A 17,500-nucleotide genomic window follows, 5' to 3' on the forward strand; every position below is an offset into this window, starting at 1 on the left:
TAAAGAAAACGCGGCGGCATCTCTCTTCTGCAATGTGAGAAACCATAGGTTTGAAAAACCGCACCGGATTTCAAACCCATGATAAATCACATTACCAACCCCATTTATGTGAGAAATCATGGGTTTGAAACGTTAAGCCAGTTACAATCCCATGGTTTCTCACATTTTTCAACCAGCCGCTCGGATTCAACAGCGGATACACGCATCCTGCCGCAATCGGCTGCGAGCCCCCGTCTGCGAGGTGCCCACTTCCGCAGCAGCTGAACCGCCTACCGAGCCACTCGCCTGCAAATGCCCGCCACGCGGTATGCTGAGACCTGCGCCCTCTTGGCACCTCCGTCGGCGCAACACTCGACCACGCTTTCCGAGGGGCCTTGTCATGTGGGTTTTCGACACAACGCTCTACCAGATGTATCCGCTGGGCATGCTTGACTGCCCATTCGACGCGCCCGCCGTCGACGACGCCGAGGGCCAAGAGCGCGAACGCTCCCTGCACCGCGTGCGCTCGCTCATCGAATGGGCCCCGTACCTGGGAAAGCTCGGCGTGGGCGCCATTCTGCTCAACCCCGTCTTTGCCAGCGACACGCACGGCTATAACACGCGTGACCTGCGCGAAATCGACTACCGGCTGGGCACGAACGAGGACTTCGCCCGCGTGGTCGACGCTCTACACGCATGCGGCGTCCGCGTGATACTCGACGCCGTGTTCAACCACGTAGGGCGCAACTTCTGGGCGTTCCGGGATGTGCGCGAGCGCCGCTGGGACTCGCCGTACAAGGACTGGTTCAACATCAGCTTCGACGGCGACACGCACTTCGGTGACGGATTTTGGTATGAGGGCTGGGAGGGCAACCAGGACCTCGTCAAGCTCAACCTACGCAACCCCGAGGTCGTCGACTACCTCCTCGATGCGGTGCGCATGTGGAAGCGCGAGCTGGGCGTGGACGGACTGCGACTGGACGTGGCCTATAGCCTCGACCACGATTTCGTGAAGCAACTACGCGGGCTCGCGGACGAACTGGGCGCCGAACCGCGCTTTGACGGCGCCCCGGGCGACGGGTTTCCGCTCATCGGCGAGGTACTGCACGGTGACTACAACCTCATCGTGAACGATGAGATGCTCAACTCCTGCACGAACTACGAGTGCTACAAGGGGCTGTATTCGAGCTTCAACTCCATGAACATGTTCGAGATCGCCCACTCTCTGCACCGCCAGTTCGGCGGCGACCCGTGGTGCATCTACCGCGGCAAGCACCTGGTGAATTTCGCCGACAACCACGACGTCTCGCGCCTTGCGAGCATCCTCACCGAGAAGCGCCACCTCGCTCCGGCATACGGTGTCTTGTTCGGCATGCCGGGTATCCCGTGCCTGTATTACGGTAGCGAGTGGGGGCAGCTGGGAACCAAGGGCATCGGGTACCTAGCAGACGTGGAGCTGAGGCCCGCCATCGGCGCGCCCGCGGCCGAGGCGCTCGACGCCCCGGTCGCCGGATGGGACGGCGGCACGGGCCCCAACGAGCTCACCGCGTTCATCAACCGTCTCAACCACGTGCGCCGCGAGTCGCGGGCGCTCTGCCACGGAGGCTACCGCAACGTGATCATCACCAACAAGCAGCTGCTGTTCGAGCGTTGCGTCGGTGCGGCGGACGGGGCGGCGGCCGAGCATGTGCTCGTGGCCGTGAATGCGGATGACGCGCCGTTCACTTTCAACGATGGCTGCCTACAAGGATCATTCGATGTCCTCGTCTCGTGCGAGGCGAGCTCCCCAACTGCGAGCGCCGCACCGTCCGCGACCTCACCCGACACACGTCCTGAGCACGATGGCGAACAACCCGCAACCGGGGCAGACGTGCGCCCCGAGCCCGATACCGGGCAACACGCAGCCGCGGCCGAGGACGATGCGCACCCCGAGCCTAGCGCTAACGCCAGGCTCGACCTTCACGGGACGCTGGAAATCCCGCCCTTCGGCATTTTGTACCTCCGTCAAGCGTAAAGAGCGGCGCGTCGAGCAACGAAGCGACCCTTGGAAAAACGAAGTTGAGCTTTTTCGTATCGATTCAAGCGAAGCCGAAGTATACCGTTCCCTTTGACTCATAAAAGCGCAGGTCAAAGTCGATCGAAAATGCCTTGTACTCGCGAATTCCGATTTCCGATACGAAAAAGCTCGAGAACCCATCTGCGAGGCCCGGAATTGCGGCGGAACGCGAGCATCTAGCGTGCGGCAACGCACGCAACGCGCAGCCAGGGAGGGCGCACCCGCGTCAGGCACGCAAAATGCGCCCGCCCCCAACGCGCCACGCGTTTCCAATGTGCAAAAATGCGCGTGCCCCCCAAATGCCACATGTCGCTAAACCCTACCGATCCATACGCCCCTCGACCATGGTGAGGGAGATCTTCTTGCGAGCGCGGTCCACGCCGGTGACCCACACGGTCACGGTGTCGCCCACGGCGACGACCTCGCTCGGGTGCTTCACGAAGCGGCTCGCCAACTTGGAGATGTGCACCAGACCGTCCTGGTGCACACCGATGTCCACGAAGGCGCCGAAGTCCACCACGTTGCGCACGGTGCCCTTGAGCTCCATGCCCACCTCGAGATCCTCGATGCTGCGCGCCGCCTGGGAGAACACGACCTCCGGGGCGTCGTCGCGCGGGTCGCGGCCGGGCTTCTCGAGCTCAGCCACGATGTCGCGCAGGGTGGGCACGCCGCAGCCGAGCTCGGCCGCGACCGCACCCAGGTTGCCGATCTTGACCCCGATGCCGGGCACGCCGCCAGCGGCGAGCGCACTCGGCGCCACCCCCGCACGGCGCAGCAGCTCGCCCGCGACCTCGTAGCTCTCGGGATGCACGCTCGTGGCGTCGAGCGGGTTCTTACCGCCGGTGATGCGCATGAAGCCCGCCGCGTTGAGATACGCCTTGGGTCCGAGCTTGGGGACCTTCTTGAGCTGGCGACGATCGGTGAACGCGCCGTTCTCCTCGCGATAGGCGACGATGTTCTTGGCGACCGCCGGCGTGATGCCCGAGACGTACCCCAGTAGGCTCGCGCTCGCAGTGTTCACGTCGACACCCACGCGGTTGACCACATTCTCGACCACGTTGCCCAAAGCGCGTCCGAGCTCACCCTGGTCGAGGTCGTGCTGGTACTGGCCAACGCCGATGGACTGCGGCGGGATCTTGACCAGTTCCGCCAACGGGTCCTGCAGGCGGCGGCCCAGGCTCATCGCGCCGCGCGTGGTCACGTCGAGGTCGGGGCACTCCTCGCTCGCCAGCTTGGAGGCCGAGTACACCGACGCGCCCGCCTCGTTCACGATGGTGTAGCGCAGCTCGGGCGCGGACTCGGCGATGAACGCCGCCACGACCTCCTCGGTCTCGCGGCTCGCCGTGCCGTTGCCCACCACGATGGTGTTGACGCGGTGCTTGCGCGTGAGGCGCAGCAGCTCGCGCTTGGTGCCCGCGACATCGCGTCGCGGCGGCGTGGGGTACAAGATCGTGTGGTCGAGGAGCTTGCCGTACTCGTCCAGCACGGCGACCTTGCAGCCCGCCCGGTAACCGGGGTCGAGCGCGATCACGCGGGCACCGCGGACGGGACGCTGCTGCAGCAAGCCCTCGGTGTTCTTGGCAAAGACCTTGATGGCGTCCTCCTGCGCGCGCATGGTGAGGTCAACGCGTAGCTCGCGATCGAGTGAGGGGGCCATGAGACGCTTGTATCCGTCGGCGATGGCGGCGTTGAGCTCCCCCGCGAACGGCCCGCGACGACGCGGATACCGGCGCTGCAGGCGCTCGGCGGCCGCCTCGCCGTCCACGCGCACGCGTACGCGCAGCTTGCCCTCGCGTTCACCGCGGTTGATGGCGAGGATGCGGTGGTTGGGGATGGACCGGGCCGCCTCGGAGAACTCGTAATAGGGCTCGTACGGAGTCTTCTCGTCCGCATCGACGGCCTCCGACTCGATGGCGGCCGTCTTGTGCGTGTACTCGCGCAGGTCCGCCGTGTTCTCGGGGTCCTCCGCCACGAGCTCCGCCACGATGTCGCGCGCACCGGCGAGCGCGGCCTCCGCCGTGGCGAAGCCTCCCTCGGCGTTGACGTAGCCCGCGGCCGCCGCGAGCGGCTCGGCCCCTTGCGCGGGCTGCATGAGGATGAGGTTCGCAAGCGGCTCGAGGCCTGCGTCGCGCGCCTTGGACGCGCGGGTGGCACGCTTCTTGCGGAAGGGTTTGTAGAGATCCTCAACGCGCTGGAGGGTGGGCGCCTCTTCGATGCTCTCGCGAAGCTCCTCGGTGAGCTTGCCCTGGCCGTCGATCACCGCGATGACGTCGGACTTGCGCTGCTCGAGGTTGCGCAGGTAGGACAGGCGGTCGTCGAGCGCGCGGAGCGCGACGTCGTCCATGCCGCCCGTGGCCTCCTTGCGGTAGCGGGCGATGAACGGAATCGTGGCGCCCTCGTCGATGAGGGCGATGACGGACTCGACGCGCGCGGCGGGCTGGCCCAACTCGGCGGCGAGCGCAGCCACGATGCGCTTGTGGCGCGCGGCGAGCTCCTCGGCGGAGGGCTCGACGCGACGCGAGGCCGCGGGGGCGTCCGCCACGTCGTCCGCCGTGAGCGAGCCCGCGGAGCCCAACGGCGTCGAGGGGACGGGGCGCACCGCCGAGGAGGTCGCGGCCGCATACTCGGCCTTGGCCCTTTCCAGCTCTGCCGAGACCCCGGACTCGGCGGGCACGTCCTTGCGCACGCCGCTGCCCTCCGGGCTCAGCGCAGCGACCATATTCATGATGGCGGCAACGTCGACGTTGTTCGTTTCAGCCATGCAGGCACTCTCCCATCAAAATCGGTTAGGCATTACATCCTACCCGACCGGCCGGACGCCACATGCAATCACTACGCATCGCCCAGACAACGGCGAGGTCGGTGCTCTCCCCTCCCGCACATCGCAGGATGGCAGATTGCATGTCAACGCGTGCCATGCTCCCCAACCCCACTCTGCTATGCTGTGCCGGGATATCACTCGCTCGAAAGGTCTGTGCGGAATGCATCGCATCCTGTTGTCTGCCACGGGAGCATCTGCCGTTCCACCATGGCACAATTCGCGTTCGAGGAGCTCGTGCGGCGCGCGGGGCTCCAGGATGACTTCACCGTCGACTCCGCCGCCACCTCGCGCGAGGAGATCGGCAACCCGCCACATCGCGGCACCGTGGGAAAGCTGCGGGAAGTCGGGGTCCCCGTGGGATCTCACCGCGCGCGCCAGGTGCGCCGTGCGGAGTATGGCGAGTGGGACCACATCATCTATATGGACGCCGAGAACGCACGCGGACTGCATCGCATCTTTGGCGAAGACCCCGACGGCAAGATCACGCGCCTGCTCGATTGGGCCGCGCGCCCCGGCGATGTGGCCGACCCGTGGTACACCGGCGACTTCGACGCCACGTACCGCGACGTCATCGAGGGCTGCACGGCCCTCTTCGAACGCCTGACCGGGATCCGCGCGCCGGAGCTGCCGGACGCGGACGCGCGCTAGGGGCGCCCCATGATCGGACTCGGCACCCTCATCTGGGGAAAGACGTTCCGCGTGGCGAACATGCTGCCGGCGGTACTTGCAGCCATGGCCGATGCCTACTTCGTATAGAGCCACGTCGCCCTCAACGTGCCCATTGCCAAAAAACGACGGGCCGCCGATCTCCCCCGGCAGCCCGTCTTGCCTAGAACTCCACGTTGCCGAACTCGGAAAGCTTGAGCTCCTTGTTGTGGTCGGTGGCCCAATCGATGTTCCACGGGCTCGTGAACAGCAGCAGCTTGCCGCCGCGCATGTCCTCGACGCGCAGCGTGTCACGCGTGAGGGAGAGCGCCGGGATGTCGATGGTGCCGGGCTCGTTCACGATCCAGCGGATGTCGGTGTAGGGCAGCGGCTGACGGCGCACCTCGACGTGGTACTCGCTCTTGAGGCGCTGCTCGAGCACCTCGAACTGCAGGGTGCCCACCACGCCCACGATGACCGACTCCATGCCGGCGCCGAGCTCGCGGAAAATCTGGATGGCGCCCTCCTGTGCGAGCTGCTCCATGCCCTTGACGAACTGCTTGCGCTTCAAGGTGTCCACCTGCGTGACGCGCGCGAAGAGCTCGGGCGCGAACGTGGGGATGCCAGCGAACTGCACCGGCTTCTTGCCCGTGCAGATGGTGTCGCCGATGGAGAAGATGCCGGGGTCGAACAGGCCGACGATGTCGCCCGCGTACGCCTCGTCCACGATGGCGCGGTCGTCGGCCATCATGGTCGTGCCCGTGGCCAGCTTGATCTTGCGGCCGCCCTGCACGTGCATGGCCTCCATGCCACGCTCGAACTTGCCCGAGCAGATGCGCACAAAGGCGATGCGGTCGCGATGGTTCTTGTCCATGTTCGCCTGAATCTTGAAGACGAAGCCGGAGAAGTCCTCCCGCGTGGGCTCCACGGGCTCGCCGGTGAGCGCGTCGGTGTGCGCACCGGGGCCGGGAGCCAGGCGCAGGAAGTCCTTGAGGAAGGGCTCCACGCCGAAGTTGGTGAGTGCCGAGCCGAAGAACACGGGCGAGAGCTTGCCGGTGAGCACCGCATCGAGATCGAACTCGGAGTCGGCGCCGTCGAGTAGCTCGATATCGTCCATCAGGTTGTTGTGGTTGTGCTCGCCGATGAGCTCGGTCAGCGCGGCGTCGCCGAGCGTGGCCTCGACCTCGTCCACCTTCTTAGTGCCGTTGGCGCGACCGTCGCCCTCGAAGGCAAGGACATGGCGGCTCGCGCGGTCGAACACGCCGCGGAAATCGCGGCCGTTGCCGATGGGCCAGTTCATGGGGTACGTGCGGATGCCGAGCACGTTCTCGACCTCCTCCATGAGGTCGAACGGGTCGCGCGTCTCGCGGTCCATCTTGTTCACGAACGTGAAGATCGGGATGCCGCGCATGGCGCAGACGCGGAAGAGCTTCTTGGTCTGGGCCTCGACGCCCTTGGCGCCGTCGATGACCATGACCGCGGCGTCGGCGGCCATGAGCGTACGATACGTGTCCTCGGAGAAGTCCTGGTGGCCGGGAGTGTCGAGGATGTTCACGCAGCAGCCGCCATAGGTGAACTGCAGCACCGAGGAGGTAACGGAGATGCCGCGCTGCTTCTCGATGTCCATCCAGTCGGAGACGGCATGACGGGAATTCTGCTTGCCCTTGACCGAGCCGGCACTCTGAACCTGGCCGGTGTAGAGCAGGAGCTTCTCGGTGAGGGTGGTCTTGCCGGCGTCGGGGTGCGAGATGATCGCGAACGTGCGACGGGAGGAAATCTGCGGGGCGTAAGATGCCATGGGCGCGTGCGTCCTTTTCTGACGTGGCGACGCGTTTGAGACGCGCCGTTCGATATGACGTGATTTGAACCGCTCGTATTGTAGCGGCATACGAGGGCGATCCGGGTCGTCGTGGGCGTCATGGAGCATTATGCAGCGGATTTCCACTGCGAGGCGTTCGCCTAGGCCCCCATGGTACATTTTATGGTGGATTTTGCACCCGTCCCCAATTGCACCAATTTGCATGTTAAGAGTTGGGTGCAGCGCTCTCTCGCGCACTCCATCATGCTAAAGTGTCCGCACGAAGACAACAGACACCCATATGATGAGAGAGGGACGGTATGGCAACGACACCGCGCGGATTCAGAGATATCCTGCCCGACGAGGCGGAGATGCGCGAGCATATCTTCGCGACGGTGAAGGCCCGCCTCGTGCACCATGGCTACCGCCCCATCGAAACGCCCCTCATCGAATCGGCGAGCGTCGGCGAAGCCAACGCCTGGAGTTCCGATGCACCGTTCAATCTCTTCGACGACAACGGCGCCCTACTCGCCGTGCGACCGGACAACACGACCTCGGTGGTCCGCGCCATCGCCGCGCGCATGAGCGAGCGTGACCTGCCGCTGCGCCTGCGCTACGAGGCCCCCGTCGTGCGTCAGCAGCCCCGCGGCACCGCACGGGCGCGCCAATTCACCCAACTCGGGTATGAACTCGTAGGCGAGGGCGGGGACGCCGCGGACGCCGAGATGACCCTCATCGCCGCCGAAGCACTCGATGACCTGGGGCTCAATTCTTGGCAGCTCGTCTGCGGCAGCGTCGTTCCCTATCAGGCCCTCCTCGAGCTCGGCGTCGATGAGGCACTCGCCAACGAGGCGCTCGCGCTCGTCCACGCCAACAACTACATCGACCTTGACGAGCTCGCCGCCACGAGCGACCTACCCGTCGCGCTCCAGTGCGCCATGCGCGAGCTGCCCCGCATCACGGGTGGCCCCGAGGCGCTCGACCGTGTTGACGCCCTATTGCGCGCCGCCGGCTCCACCACCTCCACGACGACGGAGCTGCGATCGCTCGTCCAGCGCCTGACCTCGCGCAACGCCGAGCTGGCGAGCCACCTCTCCTTCGATTTCTCCCTCATGAGCTCGTTTGGCTACTACACCGGGCTGGTGCTCAAAGCCTACGCAGGCGACCTCGCCGATCCCGTGGGGTCGGGTGGCCGTTACGACGCGGTGCTCGACGCCGCCCTTGAGCAGGGTGCGGCAGCCGCGGGTTTCGCGTTCTCACTCGAACGCCTCACCGAGGTGTTGGAGGCACAAGCCGAGCAGGCGCCGTGCAGCGATATCCGCGTGGGTGGATCGGCAGACGCCGCGCGCCCCGACTCTGCCGCCACCACGGGTCCCAACGCATCCGAGACGGACGACGAGCAGGCGCCCCTGCGCATCGCCGTGCCCAAGGGCTCGTTGAAGGACGACACCATCGCCGCACTCGAAGCCGTCGGCATCGACGCGAGCGGGCTGCGCAACCCCGGACGTCACCTGATCATACGCACGCGCGATACGCGCGAGGGCGAGGGCGCGATCGGCCCGGTCGAGCTCGTCATCGTGCGTGCCACGGACGCCCCCGCCTTCGTCGCGCTCGGAGGGACCGACTGCGGCATCTGCGGACGCGACTCGCTCATCGAGGCGGACCTCGACCTGCTGCAACTCGTCGATTTGGCGTATGGAGCCTGCCGATTCATCGAAGCCGAACCAGCGGGACGCGCCGAAGCGACCAAGCGCTCCTATGCCCGGCGCGGATGCCTACGCGTGGCAACCAAGTACCCGCGCATCGCGAGCGCCTGGTACGAGGAACGCGGCGTGAATGCCGAGGTGGTGGCCTTGCACGGTAATATCGAACTCGGTCCCATCGTGGGACTCGCCGATCGCATCGTCGACATCACCGCCACCGGTACGACCCTGCGCGAGAACGACCTCGTGATCACCGGCGAACTCATGACCTGCACCGCACGCTTCTTCGCGAATCCCGGCCGCGCACGACTCGACCCGCGTGTGCGTGAGCTCGCCCGGCGTCTCGCTGCCTGGCGCGACGAGAGCGCCTGCGACGACGCGCATTAAGGCCGTCAACACGCTCGATACGCACGCTGAGTTCCCACCCCTCCCCCATCGACTCGGAGCATCGGCCCATCGGACCCCTCCGCGCTCCAGCCCCAGAAAGGCCCGCATATGAACACCGTCATCCTGCTCCCCGGCGAGCGTCTCACCGTATCCAACCTTGGGCGCGAGGGCGCCGTCTCGGCAAAGATCACCCAAGCTGCCGCGAACATCATCGACACTGTGCGTGCGGAGGGCGACGCCGCCCTGCGTCGGTACGCCGCCGAGTTCGATGGTGTCGACCTCACCGACTTCCGCGTGCCGCAGGAGCGCATCGACGCCGCCCTCGAGCAGGTGGATGCGTCCCTCATCGCTGCCCTCGAGAAGGCCGCCGCGCAGATCCGCGACTTCCACCAGCGCCAGGTCCGCCAGTCATGGTTCACCACGCGCGCGGACGGCACGCTGCTCGGCGTGCAGGTGACGCCCGTGCGCGCCGCCGGCATCTACGTCCCCGGCGGACGCGCCCAGTACCCCTCGACCGTGCTGATGAACGCCATTCCCGCCAAGGTCGCCGGCGTGGAACGCGTCGTGATGGCCACGCCTCCCCAGCGCGACGGAGGGATCTCGCCCGCCACGCTCGCCGCGGCCAAAGTCGCCGGCGTCGACGAGATTTACCTGGTGGGCGGAGCCCAGGCCGTCGCCGCGCTCGCCTACGGCACCGAGAGCATCCCGCGCGTGGAGAAGATCACGGGGCCGGGCAACGCCTACGTGGCAGCCGCGAAACGCCTTGTCTCGGGCGATGTGGGCATCGACATGATCGCGGGCCCCTCCGAGGTCTGCGTGCTCGCCGATGCGAGCGCCGAGGCAGCCGTGGTCGCCGCCGATCTCATGGCCCAGGCCGAGCACGATCCGCTGGCGGCGTGCTACCTCGTAACTGAGAGCCCCGAGCTCGCGCGCGGTGTCGAGGCGGCGCTCGAGGTCCTTCTCGCCCAAAGCCCGCGCGCCGAAATCACCCGCACCTCCCTCACCGACCAGGGGACCATCGTAATCGCGCCCGATCTCGCGACTGCGATTGACGCCGTGAATACCATCGCCCCCGAGCACCTCGAGCTCCACTGCGCCGATGCCCTCGGGCTCGTCGGCTCCATCCGCAACGCGGGTGCGATCTTCGTGGGCGCTTGGAGTTCCGAGCCGCTGGGCGATTACGTGGCGGGACCCAACCACACCCTGCCCACCGGTGGCACCGCGCAGTTCTCCAGCCCGCTGTCCGTCGACGACTTCGTTACGAGCTCGTCAGTCATCTGCTACACGCCGCAGGGCCTACTCGCCGACGCCCCCGCCACCCAGACCATGGCGCAGGCCGAGGGCCTGTGGGCGCACGCGCTCTCCGCGGGGCTGCGCCGCCGCCTTATCGACGAGGGCGCCCCTGCCGTGGCGACCAAGGTCCTCGCCGAAGCGGACCTCACCGCCATCGCCTGGCCCGCCGACGATGCCGCAACGGTGGCGTCCGGCGTCGGACGCCCCACCGCTCAAGGGGAGGTGAGGTAACCGTGGCAGAGCTCTCCACCCGCGTCCAACGCCTCATGCAGCCGCACCTGCGCTCCATCGAACCGTACGATCCGAACTTCACGGCCACACGCATCAACCTCTCCGCAAACGAGAACACCCACCCCCTGCCGGCGAGCGTCCGCGAGGCCGTGGATGAGGTACTCGCCGCGACCCCGCTCAATCGCTACCCCGACCCCATGTCGGATGCGCTACGTGACGAGATTGCCGCCGTGAACGACGTCTCGCGCGCCCAGGTCTGCGTGGGCAACGGCGGCGACGAGCTTCTCTATAACTTCCTGCTCGCTTTCGGCGGCCGGAATCGCTCCGTCCTCATCTGCCCGCCATGCTTCTCGGAGTACGCGTTCTTCGCCCAGCTCACCGAGACGAATGTCCGCACTGCGGGCCGCGATCCACGCACGCTCACCTTGGACGAGGAGGCGCTGCTCGCCTGCGCGCGCACCTGTGACCTCGTGATTGTCACCTCGCCCAACAACCCAACCGGCGACCTGGCCGACCTCGGCCTCATCGAGCGCGTCTGCCACGCGTGCCACGGTCTGGTGATGGTGGATGAGGCGTATATCGAGTTCGCCGGTGAGGATGCCTCGGCCCTGCCCCTCCTCGCGCACCTCGACAACCTCGTCATCCTGCGCACGCTCTCCAAGGCCTACGGTGCGGCCGGGACGCGCTGCGGCTACGTAATGGCCGCCACGGACATCATCGACGCGCTCTCCGCCGTGCGCCAGATCTACTCCGTCAACGTCCTCACACAGGCAGCCGCACTCGCCCTTGTGCGGAAGCGCGGCGCCCTCGAGCCGCTCACCGCCTCCATCGTCACCGAACGCGCACGGCTGCAGCGTGCCCTCGAGGAACTCCCCGGCATCACCGTATGGCCGAGCAGCGCGAACTTCCTTTTGGTGCGCATGGCAGGCGCCACCGTCATCCGCAACCGCCTACGCGACGAGTACTCAATCCTCGTGCGCGACTTCAGCTCCGCGGCCGGTCTTGAGGACTGCCTGCGCATCACCGTGGGAACGCCCGAGGAAAACGACGCCGTCATCGCGGCGCTGACCGAACTTCTACCTTAAGGAGGACCGATCGCCATGACCGATTCCGCCAACCGCCGCGCCGTCGTCACGCGCGTCACCGGGGAAACCGACATCACCGTCGAGCTTGACCTTGACGGCACCGGCACCTGCTCAATCGATACCGGGGTACCGTTCTTCGACCACATGCTCAACGCCTTCGGGCGCCATGGCCTATTCGATCTCACCGTCCGTGCCACAGGAGACATCGAGGTCGACGCACATCACACCGTCGAGGACACCGGCATCGTGCTCGGCCAGGCATTCACCCAGGCGCTCGGAGACAAAGCGAGCATCACGCGCTTTTCCGACGTGTGCATACCCATGGACGAGACGCTCGTCCAGGCGGCCGTTGATATTTCGGGGCGCGGGCAGGCGTACTGCGACCTTCCCATTCCCACCGAGCGCGTGGGCTCCTTTGACACCGAGCTCGCCGTCGAGTTCTTCTACGCCTTCGCCCGCGACGCGCGCGTGACGCTGCACGTACGCGAGCTCGCCGGAGCGAACTCGCACCACATCATCGAGGCAGCCTTCAAGGCGGCTGGCCGCGCGATGCGCTACGCCTGCGAACTCGACCCCCGCGTGAACGGCGTGCCCTCCACCAAGGGCTCGCTGTAAGGGAGGCATCCGTGAACGAACCGAGCATCGTGGTGGTCGACTACCACAAAGGCAATCTGTCGAGCGTCGTGCGCGGGCTCACGCGCGCGGGGGCGCATGCCTTCGCGTCCGATGACCCCGATGCGATCGCGAGCGCCGATGGCATCGTCCTGCCGGGCGTCGGCTCGTTTTACGACGCGATCTCGTACATGGCCGAACACGGTCAGGACCGCGCCGTGATCGAAGCCACACACGGCGGCAAGGGCACGCCGTTTTTAGGCATATGCCTGGGGCTGCAGTTACTTTTCGAACGCGGTGACGAGGGCGTTCCCGCAGACGCGCCAACCGTCCCCGCACCCGACCCCCGCGGCACGGGCCTCGACGCCGGTTCGATTTTCGAGGCCGACGGGACGCGCTGGGTGCGCGGGCTCGCCGTGCTTCCCGGCAGTTGCACGCGGCTCGAATCGGCGCGTCTCAAGGTTCCCCATGTGGGCTGGGATCAGGTGCACCTGACCGGGCACGGGCGCCCGTGCCCCTTGCTGGAGGGGTTCGCCGAGGGGTCGAATGTCTACTTTACCCACTCCTATGCCCTCGGGGCCGACGTCGATGAGGACGACGTGGCGGGCGTCACGCACTATGCACGCAACTTCGCCTCCGTTGCGGCGCGCGGCAGCGTCTTCGGCTGCCAGTTCCACCCCGAGAAGTCCTCCGCGCATGGGCACACGATTCTTCGCAACTTCGTGCGCCTGTGCTCCTAGGAGCTCACAGCGTGCCCCGGGAGTTACACCTCTTCGCATCGCCCGCACCGCATCCCCCTGCGTCGCACCCCACCACGCCCGCACCGCATCATCCACCCTCTACCGAGGAGGCCCCTCGTGATCCTCTTTCCCGCCATCGACCTGATTGACGGTAAGGTCGTACGTCTCGAACGAGGCGACCGCAGCCGCATGAAGGTCTATTCCGACGACCCCGTCGCCATCGCACGCGACTTCTCGCAAGCGGGCGCGCAGTGGATCCACGTCGTCGACCTCTCCGCGGCGTTCGGCGAAGACGACGGCGCATGCGCCGCGAATATGCGCGCGATTCGCTCGATTTGCTCCATAGAGGGGCTATCGATCGACGTCGGCGGCGGCGTCCGCTCCCTCGCACGCATCGACCAGCTCGCCGCGGCGGGTGCCAAGCGCATCGCCCTCGGCACCGTCTTGGTCACTGAACCCGGGTTTGCCGAGGTCGCAGCGCGTGGACTTGGAGAGTTGCTCGTTGCAGACGTCGCTGCCCGCGACGGGCAGGTCAAGGTCAACGGCTGGCGCGACGGTGTTGGGCGCAGTCGCGACGAAGTCGTGTCCGAACTCGCCTCGCTGGGATTCAAGCACCTCGTGTTCACCGATATTGCCCGCGATGGCATGCAGACGGGCATCGATGTCGATGCGTATCGCTCGGTCGCCAGGGTGGCCGGATTTCCCGTAGTCGCCTCGGGCGGCATCTCGACACTTGAGGACATACGGGCCCTTGCCGCCGCCGGACCGGAAGTCATCGAGGGAGCCATTACCGGACGCGCCCTGTACGAAGGCTCCTTCACGCTCGATCAGGCGCTCGATGCGGCGACTGGGAGGTAGATCATGCTCACCAAACGTGTTATCCCCTGTCTTGATGTGAGCGACGGGCGTGTGGTCAAGGGCGTGAACTTCGTCGACTTACGCAACGCCGGCGATCCCATCGAGCTCGCCGCCGCCTATGACCGTGAGGGTGCCGACGAGGTGGTTTTCCTCGACATCACCGCCACGAGCGACAACCGTGTCACGACTATCGACATGGCTGCCCACGCCGCCGCCGAACTCGCCATCCCCTACACCGTGGGCGGCGGATTCCGCGACCTTCCCGGCATGCGCACCATGGTTGCCGCCGGCGCCGACAAGGTCTCGGTTAATTCGGCTGCGGTGCGCGACCCCGATCTCATCACGCAAGCCGCGGCCGCATTCGGCAGCCAAGCCGTTATGGTGGCGATCGATGCCAAGCGCGTGGGCAAGCCCGGAGCGCCCGGTGCCGATCGGTGGGAGGTGTACCTTGCCGGTGGACGCACCCCCACTGGCATCGATGCCGTTGCCTGGGCAGAGGAAGCGGCTCGCCGCGGGGCTGGTGAGATCTTGCTCACCAGCATGGACCGCGACGGCACGAAAGCCGGGTTCGATCTAGCGCTCACCCGTACCGTGGCACGCGCGGTGTCCATTCCCGTCATCGCCTCAGGCGGCGTGGGCACGCTCGAGCACTTCGCCGAGGGCGTACTCGAGGGCGAGGCCGACGCCGTACTCGCCGCAAGCGTCTTCCACTTTGGCACCTATTCGATCCGCCAGGTGAAGGAATACATGGCCGCCCAGGGCATTCCCGTGAGATTGGACTTCTGATGAACATCGATGACCTGCGATTTGACGACCGTGGCCTCATCACCTGCGTGGTGCAGCAGCACGATACGGGCGAGGTGCTCATGGTCGCCTGGATGAGCCGAGAGTCGGTGCGCCTCACGCTCGAGACGGGCACCACCTGGTTTTGGAGCCGCAGCCGGCAGGAGCTCTGGAACAAGGGCGCTACCAGCGGCAACATGCAGCTTGTAATCGAGCTGCGAGCCGATTGCGACGCCGATACGCTGCTCGCGCTCGTCGACTCGCCCGGCCCCGCGTGCCATACCGGAAACCGAACCTGTTTCTTCAACGCGCTCGAGGCGGAATAACGTCATCCGTCGGCGCGGCGCAACGGCGAACCACCGTCCCACGTCATCGCATCATCGAACAGGAGACCAACATGGGAGTCAGAACCGCCAACGTACAACCCGGTAACATCGGCGAGACCCTCGAGGGGCTGGCCGCTACCATCCACGCGCGCCGCGATGTCTCTCCTCAGGAGAGCTATACGGCACGCCTGCTCACGGATGTCGAGGACGAGCTGCTTAAAAAGCTCGCCGAGGAGGCCAGCGAAATCATCATGGCCTGTAAGGATCGCGATCACGATCACATTCGCTATGAGGCGGGCGACCTGGTATATCACCTGCTCGTGACCCTCGAACGCTATGGCATCTCGCTCAACGAACTCGCCGGCGAGCTCAATGCCCGGATGAAGTAGTTCCCGTCATTCGCCCGCAGGCGTTCAGGCGTCGGGGCGGTTAAAAAGGGCCTCGGCGCGCAGCCGAGGCCCAGGGACAATGGAGCAACGATTACTTGCAGAGCGACAGGGCCGCGTCGTCGGCGATGACCACGCAGTTGGGGTGCAGCTGCAGGATAGACGCCGGGCAGGAAGGCTGAATGGGACCGAAGCACATATCGTGCACGGCCTGAGCCTTCTTCTCGCCATTGGCGATCACGAGCACCATGTAGGCGTTCATGATGGTCTGGATGCCCATGGTGTAGGCCTGGCGCGGCACGTCATCGATGTTGTCGAACAGGCGGCTGTTGGCCTCGATGGTGCTCTCGGTGAGGTCGACGCAGTGCGTGCCCTTGGAGAAGCAGGTGTCGGGCTCATTGAAACCAATGTGGCCATTGTTGCCAATGCCCAGGAGCTGCAGGTCGGGATAGCCGGCCTCCTCGACGATACGGTCGTACTCGGCGCACGTGGCCTCGGCATCGGGGTTGGAGCCGTCCGGCACATGGGTGTTGGCCTGATCGATGTTGATGTGATCGAACAGGTTCTCCTTCATGAAATAATGGTAGCTCTGGGGATCGTCGTGGGACAAACCGCGATACTCGTCCAGGTTGTAGGTGCTCACCTGGGAAAAGTCCAGATCGCCCGCCTCATAGGCCTTGATGAGGTTCTGATAGGTGCCGATGGGCGTGGAACCGGTGGCAAGACCCAAGACGCAGCAGGGATCCATGACAACCTGAGCGGCGATGAGATTTGCCGCCTTTCGGCTCATATCCTCATAGTCGGCGGCGTGAACGATACGCATGACGCGCTCCTTTCCTCCGGGACATCCAGTCCCGGCACATGCGGCCCCGTCGGCCGCAACCAACGTGAGACGCGCACCGTCCAGGGCGAGGGCGCGTATGTCAAAATCCCCACCGTGTCGAGGCCCCTGCCCGTCCACGGCGACTCGGACGCGTTCGCCCCAGCACTTCTATTGTGAAGGTTGCGCGAGGAAATGCAAGTATGGCCTCGCAAGCCCTCAAGCTAAGGGAAACCCGCCAAGAGAAACTCCTGGCGGGTTTGTCATTCCAATTGCCCCATCGGGCCCCGTTACCGCGAACGAACGGTGATGAGCTGGTCGAGCTCCTCGACATCCGCTCCTTCCGATCCCTTAATGCTGGCATATTCCGCAGAATTGCAGATAAGGATCGGCACCGTGACGTCATAGCCCTCGGCTGCGATGGCCTCTCCGTCAAACTCTATGAGCACGTCACCGCGATGCACTGCATCTCCCACGGACGCGTTCACCTTGAAATGCTTGCCATCGAGCCTAACCGTCTCCAGGCCAACGTGGATGAGCACGTCGAGGCCTTCGGCGGTATGAATCGCCACCGCATGCCCCGTGGGGAAGATCGCCTCGATCTTACCATCGGACGGGGCCACCACGCGATTGCCCGTGGGTTGAATGGCCACGCCCTGACCAAGCAAGCCCTTGGCGAACATCTGGTCAGAGACTTCCGAAAGCGGGATAACATGGCCCGCCAAGGGCGAGGTCAGTACGCTCGTGCGAGTGTTCACGTTAAGCGACTTGAGAAATCTGTCGAACATCTAACTCCTTTGAGGTCCCCCATGTCTCTCCATTCTACCGAACTGTGAGACCGAAAACCAATCCCGGAAACCAGGGCTCGCTTAGGGGAGCTCGCGCTGGACCACGGCAACGATCGAGTCGACGGCGGCCTGTGCCGCCTCCTGCGTCTCTGCCTCGGCCATCACGCGCACAAGCGGCTCGGTACCGGA

Annotated in this window: 16 protein-coding genes; 11 read left to right on the top strand and 5 right to left on the bottom strand. The window is 65.7% G+C overall.

What is annotated here, in order from left to right; all coding sequences use genetic code 11:
- Nucleotides 1-379: 379 nt before the first annotated feature.
- The gene (locus tag ACT8II_RS02490; RefSeq protein ID WP_443812928.1) at nucleotides 380-1,993 is read left to right on the top strand and encodes an alpha-amylase family glycosyl hydrolase; all 1,614 of its coding nucleotides are present in this window, start codon (nucleotides 380-382) and stop codon (nucleotides 1,991-1,993) included.
- A gap of 361 nt (nucleotides 1,994-2,354) precedes the next feature.
- Here ACT8II_RS02490 and ACT8II_RS02495 read toward each other — a convergent pair whose 3' ends face one another.
- Nucleotides 2,355-4,796: a Tex family protein gene (locus ACT8II_RS02495; RefSeq protein ID WP_302741121.1), complete on the bottom strand. Its 2,442-nt coding sequence runs from the start codon at nucleotides 4,794-4,796 to the stop codon at nucleotides 2,355-2,357.
- Between the two features lie 267 nt (nucleotides 4,797-5,063).
- On the opposite strand from ACT8II_RS02495, the gene ACT8II_RS02500 reads away from it, so the two are divergent.
- Nucleotides 5,064-5,504: a low molecular weight protein-tyrosine-phosphatase gene (locus ACT8II_RS02500; protein WP_443812929.1), complete on the top strand. Its 441-nt coding sequence runs from the start codon at nucleotides 5,064-5,066 to the stop codon at nucleotides 5,502-5,504.
- A 181-nt stretch (nucleotides 5,505-5,685) separates the two neighbouring features.
- Here the strand turns inward: ACT8II_RS02500 and ACT8II_RS02505 are convergent, their stop codons facing one another.
- Entirely contained in the window at nucleotides 5,686-7,299 is a 1,614-nt protein-coding gene (locus ACT8II_RS02505; protein ID WP_443812930.1) for a peptide chain release factor 3, read from the bottom strand.
- Between the two features lie 320 nt (nucleotides 7,300-7,619).
- Between ACT8II_RS02505 and hisG the strand changes: the two genes are divergently transcribed.
- The 9 genes from hisG (at nucleotide 7,620) to hisE (ending at nucleotide 15,706) form a co-directional block, all read left to right on the top strand.
- Complete coding sequence (gene hisG / locus ACT8II_RS02510; RefSeq protein WP_443812931.1) at nucleotides 7,620-9,389, top strand: ATP phosphoribosyltransferase; 1,770 nt, start codon at nucleotides 7,620-7,622, stop codon at nucleotides 9,387-9,389.
- 108 nt (nucleotides 9,390-9,497) lie between these two features.
- Entirely contained in the window at nucleotides 9,498-10,913 is a 1,416-nt protein-coding gene (gene hisD / locus ACT8II_RS02515; protein WP_443812932.1) for a histidinol dehydrogenase, read from the top strand.
- Nucleotides 10,914-10,915: 2 nt separating this feature from the next.
- On the top strand, nucleotides 10,916-11,998 hold the full coding sequence (gene hisC, locus ACT8II_RS02520) for a histidinol-phosphate transaminase (RefSeq protein WP_443812933.1): 1,083 nt from the start codon (nucleotides 10,916-10,918) through the stop codon (nucleotides 11,996-11,998).
- Nucleotides 11,999-12,013: 15 nt separating this feature from the next.
- The gene (hisB, locus tag ACT8II_RS02525; protein WP_419005335.1) at nucleotides 12,014-12,613 is read left to right on the top strand and encodes an imidazoleglycerol-phosphate dehydratase HisB; all 600 of its coding nucleotides are present in this window, start codon (nucleotides 12,014-12,016) and stop codon (nucleotides 12,611-12,613) included.
- An 11-nt stretch (nucleotides 12,614-12,624) separates the two neighbouring features.
- Entirely contained in the window at nucleotides 12,625-13,350 is a 726-nt protein-coding gene (locus ACT8II_RS02530) for an imidazole glycerol phosphate synthase subunit HisH (RefSeq protein ID WP_443812934.1), read from the top strand.
- Between the two features lie 117 nt (nucleotides 13,351-13,467).
- Nucleotides 13,468-14,208: a HisA/HisF-related TIM barrel protein gene (locus ACT8II_RS02535; protein WP_443812935.1), complete on the top strand. Its 741-nt coding sequence runs from the start codon at nucleotides 13,468-13,470 to the stop codon at nucleotides 14,206-14,208.
- Nucleotides 14,209-14,211: 3 nt separating this feature from the next.
- Complete coding sequence (gene hisF, locus ACT8II_RS02540) at nucleotides 14,212-14,994, top strand: imidazole glycerol phosphate synthase subunit HisF (protein WP_443812936.1); 783 nt, start codon at nucleotides 14,212-14,214, stop codon at nucleotides 14,992-14,994.
- Entirely contained in the window at nucleotides 14,994-15,317 is a 324-nt protein-coding gene (gene hisI, locus ACT8II_RS02545) for a phosphoribosyl-AMP cyclohydrolase (RefSeq protein WP_443812937.1), read from the top strand. The genes hisF and hisI overlap by 1 nt, the downstream gene beginning before the upstream one ends.
- 71 nt (nucleotides 15,318-15,388) lie before the next feature.
- Nucleotides 15,389-15,706 (top strand): phosphoribosyl-ATP diphosphatase, encoded by a 318-nt coding sequence (gene hisE, locus ACT8II_RS02550; RefSeq protein WP_276675329.1) that lies wholly within the window; start codon nucleotides 15,389-15,391, stop codon nucleotides 15,704-15,706.
- A 91-nt stretch (nucleotides 15,707-15,797) separates the two neighbouring features.
- Here hisE and nagB read toward each other — a convergent pair whose 3' ends face one another.
- From nagB to ACT8II_RS02565, 3 genes are all read right to left on the bottom strand, one after another.
- A complete protein-coding gene (nagB, locus tag ACT8II_RS02555; protein ID WP_443812938.1) occupies nucleotides 15,798-16,526 on the bottom strand; it encodes a glucosamine-6-phosphate deaminase in 729 nt (242 codons plus the stop codon).
- Nucleotides 16,527-16,813: 287 nt separating this feature from the next.
- On the bottom strand, nucleotides 16,814-17,311 hold the full coding sequence (locus ACT8II_RS02560) for a PTS sugar transporter subunit IIA (RefSeq protein WP_294158881.1): 498 nt from the start codon (nucleotides 17,309-17,311) through the stop codon (nucleotides 16,814-16,816).
- Between the two features lie 81 nt (nucleotides 17,312-17,392).
- On the bottom strand, nucleotides 17,393-17,500 hold a 108-nt coding region (locus ACT8II_RS02565), incomplete at its 5' end, for a hypothetical protein (protein WP_443812940.1).

This window comes from Collinsella sp., assembly GCF_052346665.1.
In the GTDB taxonomy this organism is placed as follows: Bacteria; Actinomycetota; Coriobacteriia; order Coriobacteriales; family Coriobacteriaceae; genus Collinsella.

Excerpts from the sequence above, each read along its gene's own strand:
- ACT8II_RS02490 (WP_443812928.1), top strand. The coding sequence starts at position 380 with ATGTGGGTTTTCGACACAACGCTCTACCAGATGTATCCGCTGGGCATG.
- ACT8II_RS02495 (WP_302741121.1), bottom strand. The coding sequence starts at position 4,796 with ATGGCTGAAACGAACAACGTCGACGTTGCCGCCATCATGAATATGGTC.
- ACT8II_RS02500 (WP_443812929.1), top strand. The coding sequence starts at position 5,064 with ATGGCACAATTCGCGTTCGAGGAGCTCGTGCGGCGCGCGGGGCTCCAG.
- ACT8II_RS02505 (WP_443812930.1), bottom strand. The coding sequence starts at position 7,299 with ATGGCATCTTACGCCCCGCAGATTTCCTCCCGTCGCACGTTCGCGATC.
- hisG (WP_443812931.1), top strand. The coding sequence starts at position 7,620 with ATGGCAACGACACCGCGCGGATTCAGAGATATCCTGCCCGACGAGGCG.
- hisD (WP_443812932.1), top strand. The coding sequence starts at position 9,498 with ATGAACACCGTCATCCTGCTCCCCGGCGAGCGTCTCACCGTATCCAAC.
- hisB (WP_419005335.1), top strand. The coding sequence starts at position 12,014 with ATGACCGATTCCGCCAACCGCCGCGCCGTCGTCACGCGCGTCACCGGG.
- hisF (WP_443812936.1), top strand. The coding sequence starts at position 14,212 with ATGCTCACCAAACGTGTTATCCCCTGTCTTGATGTGAGCGACGGGCGT.
- hisI (WP_443812937.1), top strand. The coding sequence starts at position 14,994 with ATGAACATCGATGACCTGCGATTTGACGACCGTGGCCTCATCACCTGC.
- hisE (WP_276675329.1), top strand. The coding sequence starts at position 15,389 with ATGGGAGTCAGAACCGCCAACGTACAACCCGGTAACATCGGCGAGACC.
- nagB (WP_443812938.1), bottom strand. The coding sequence starts at position 16,526 with ATGCGTATCGTTCACGCCGCCGACTATGAGGATATGAGCCGAAAGGCG.
- ACT8II_RS02560 (WP_294158881.1), bottom strand. The coding sequence starts at position 17,311 with ATGTTCGACAGATTTCTCAAGTCGCTTAACGTGAACACTCGCACGAGC.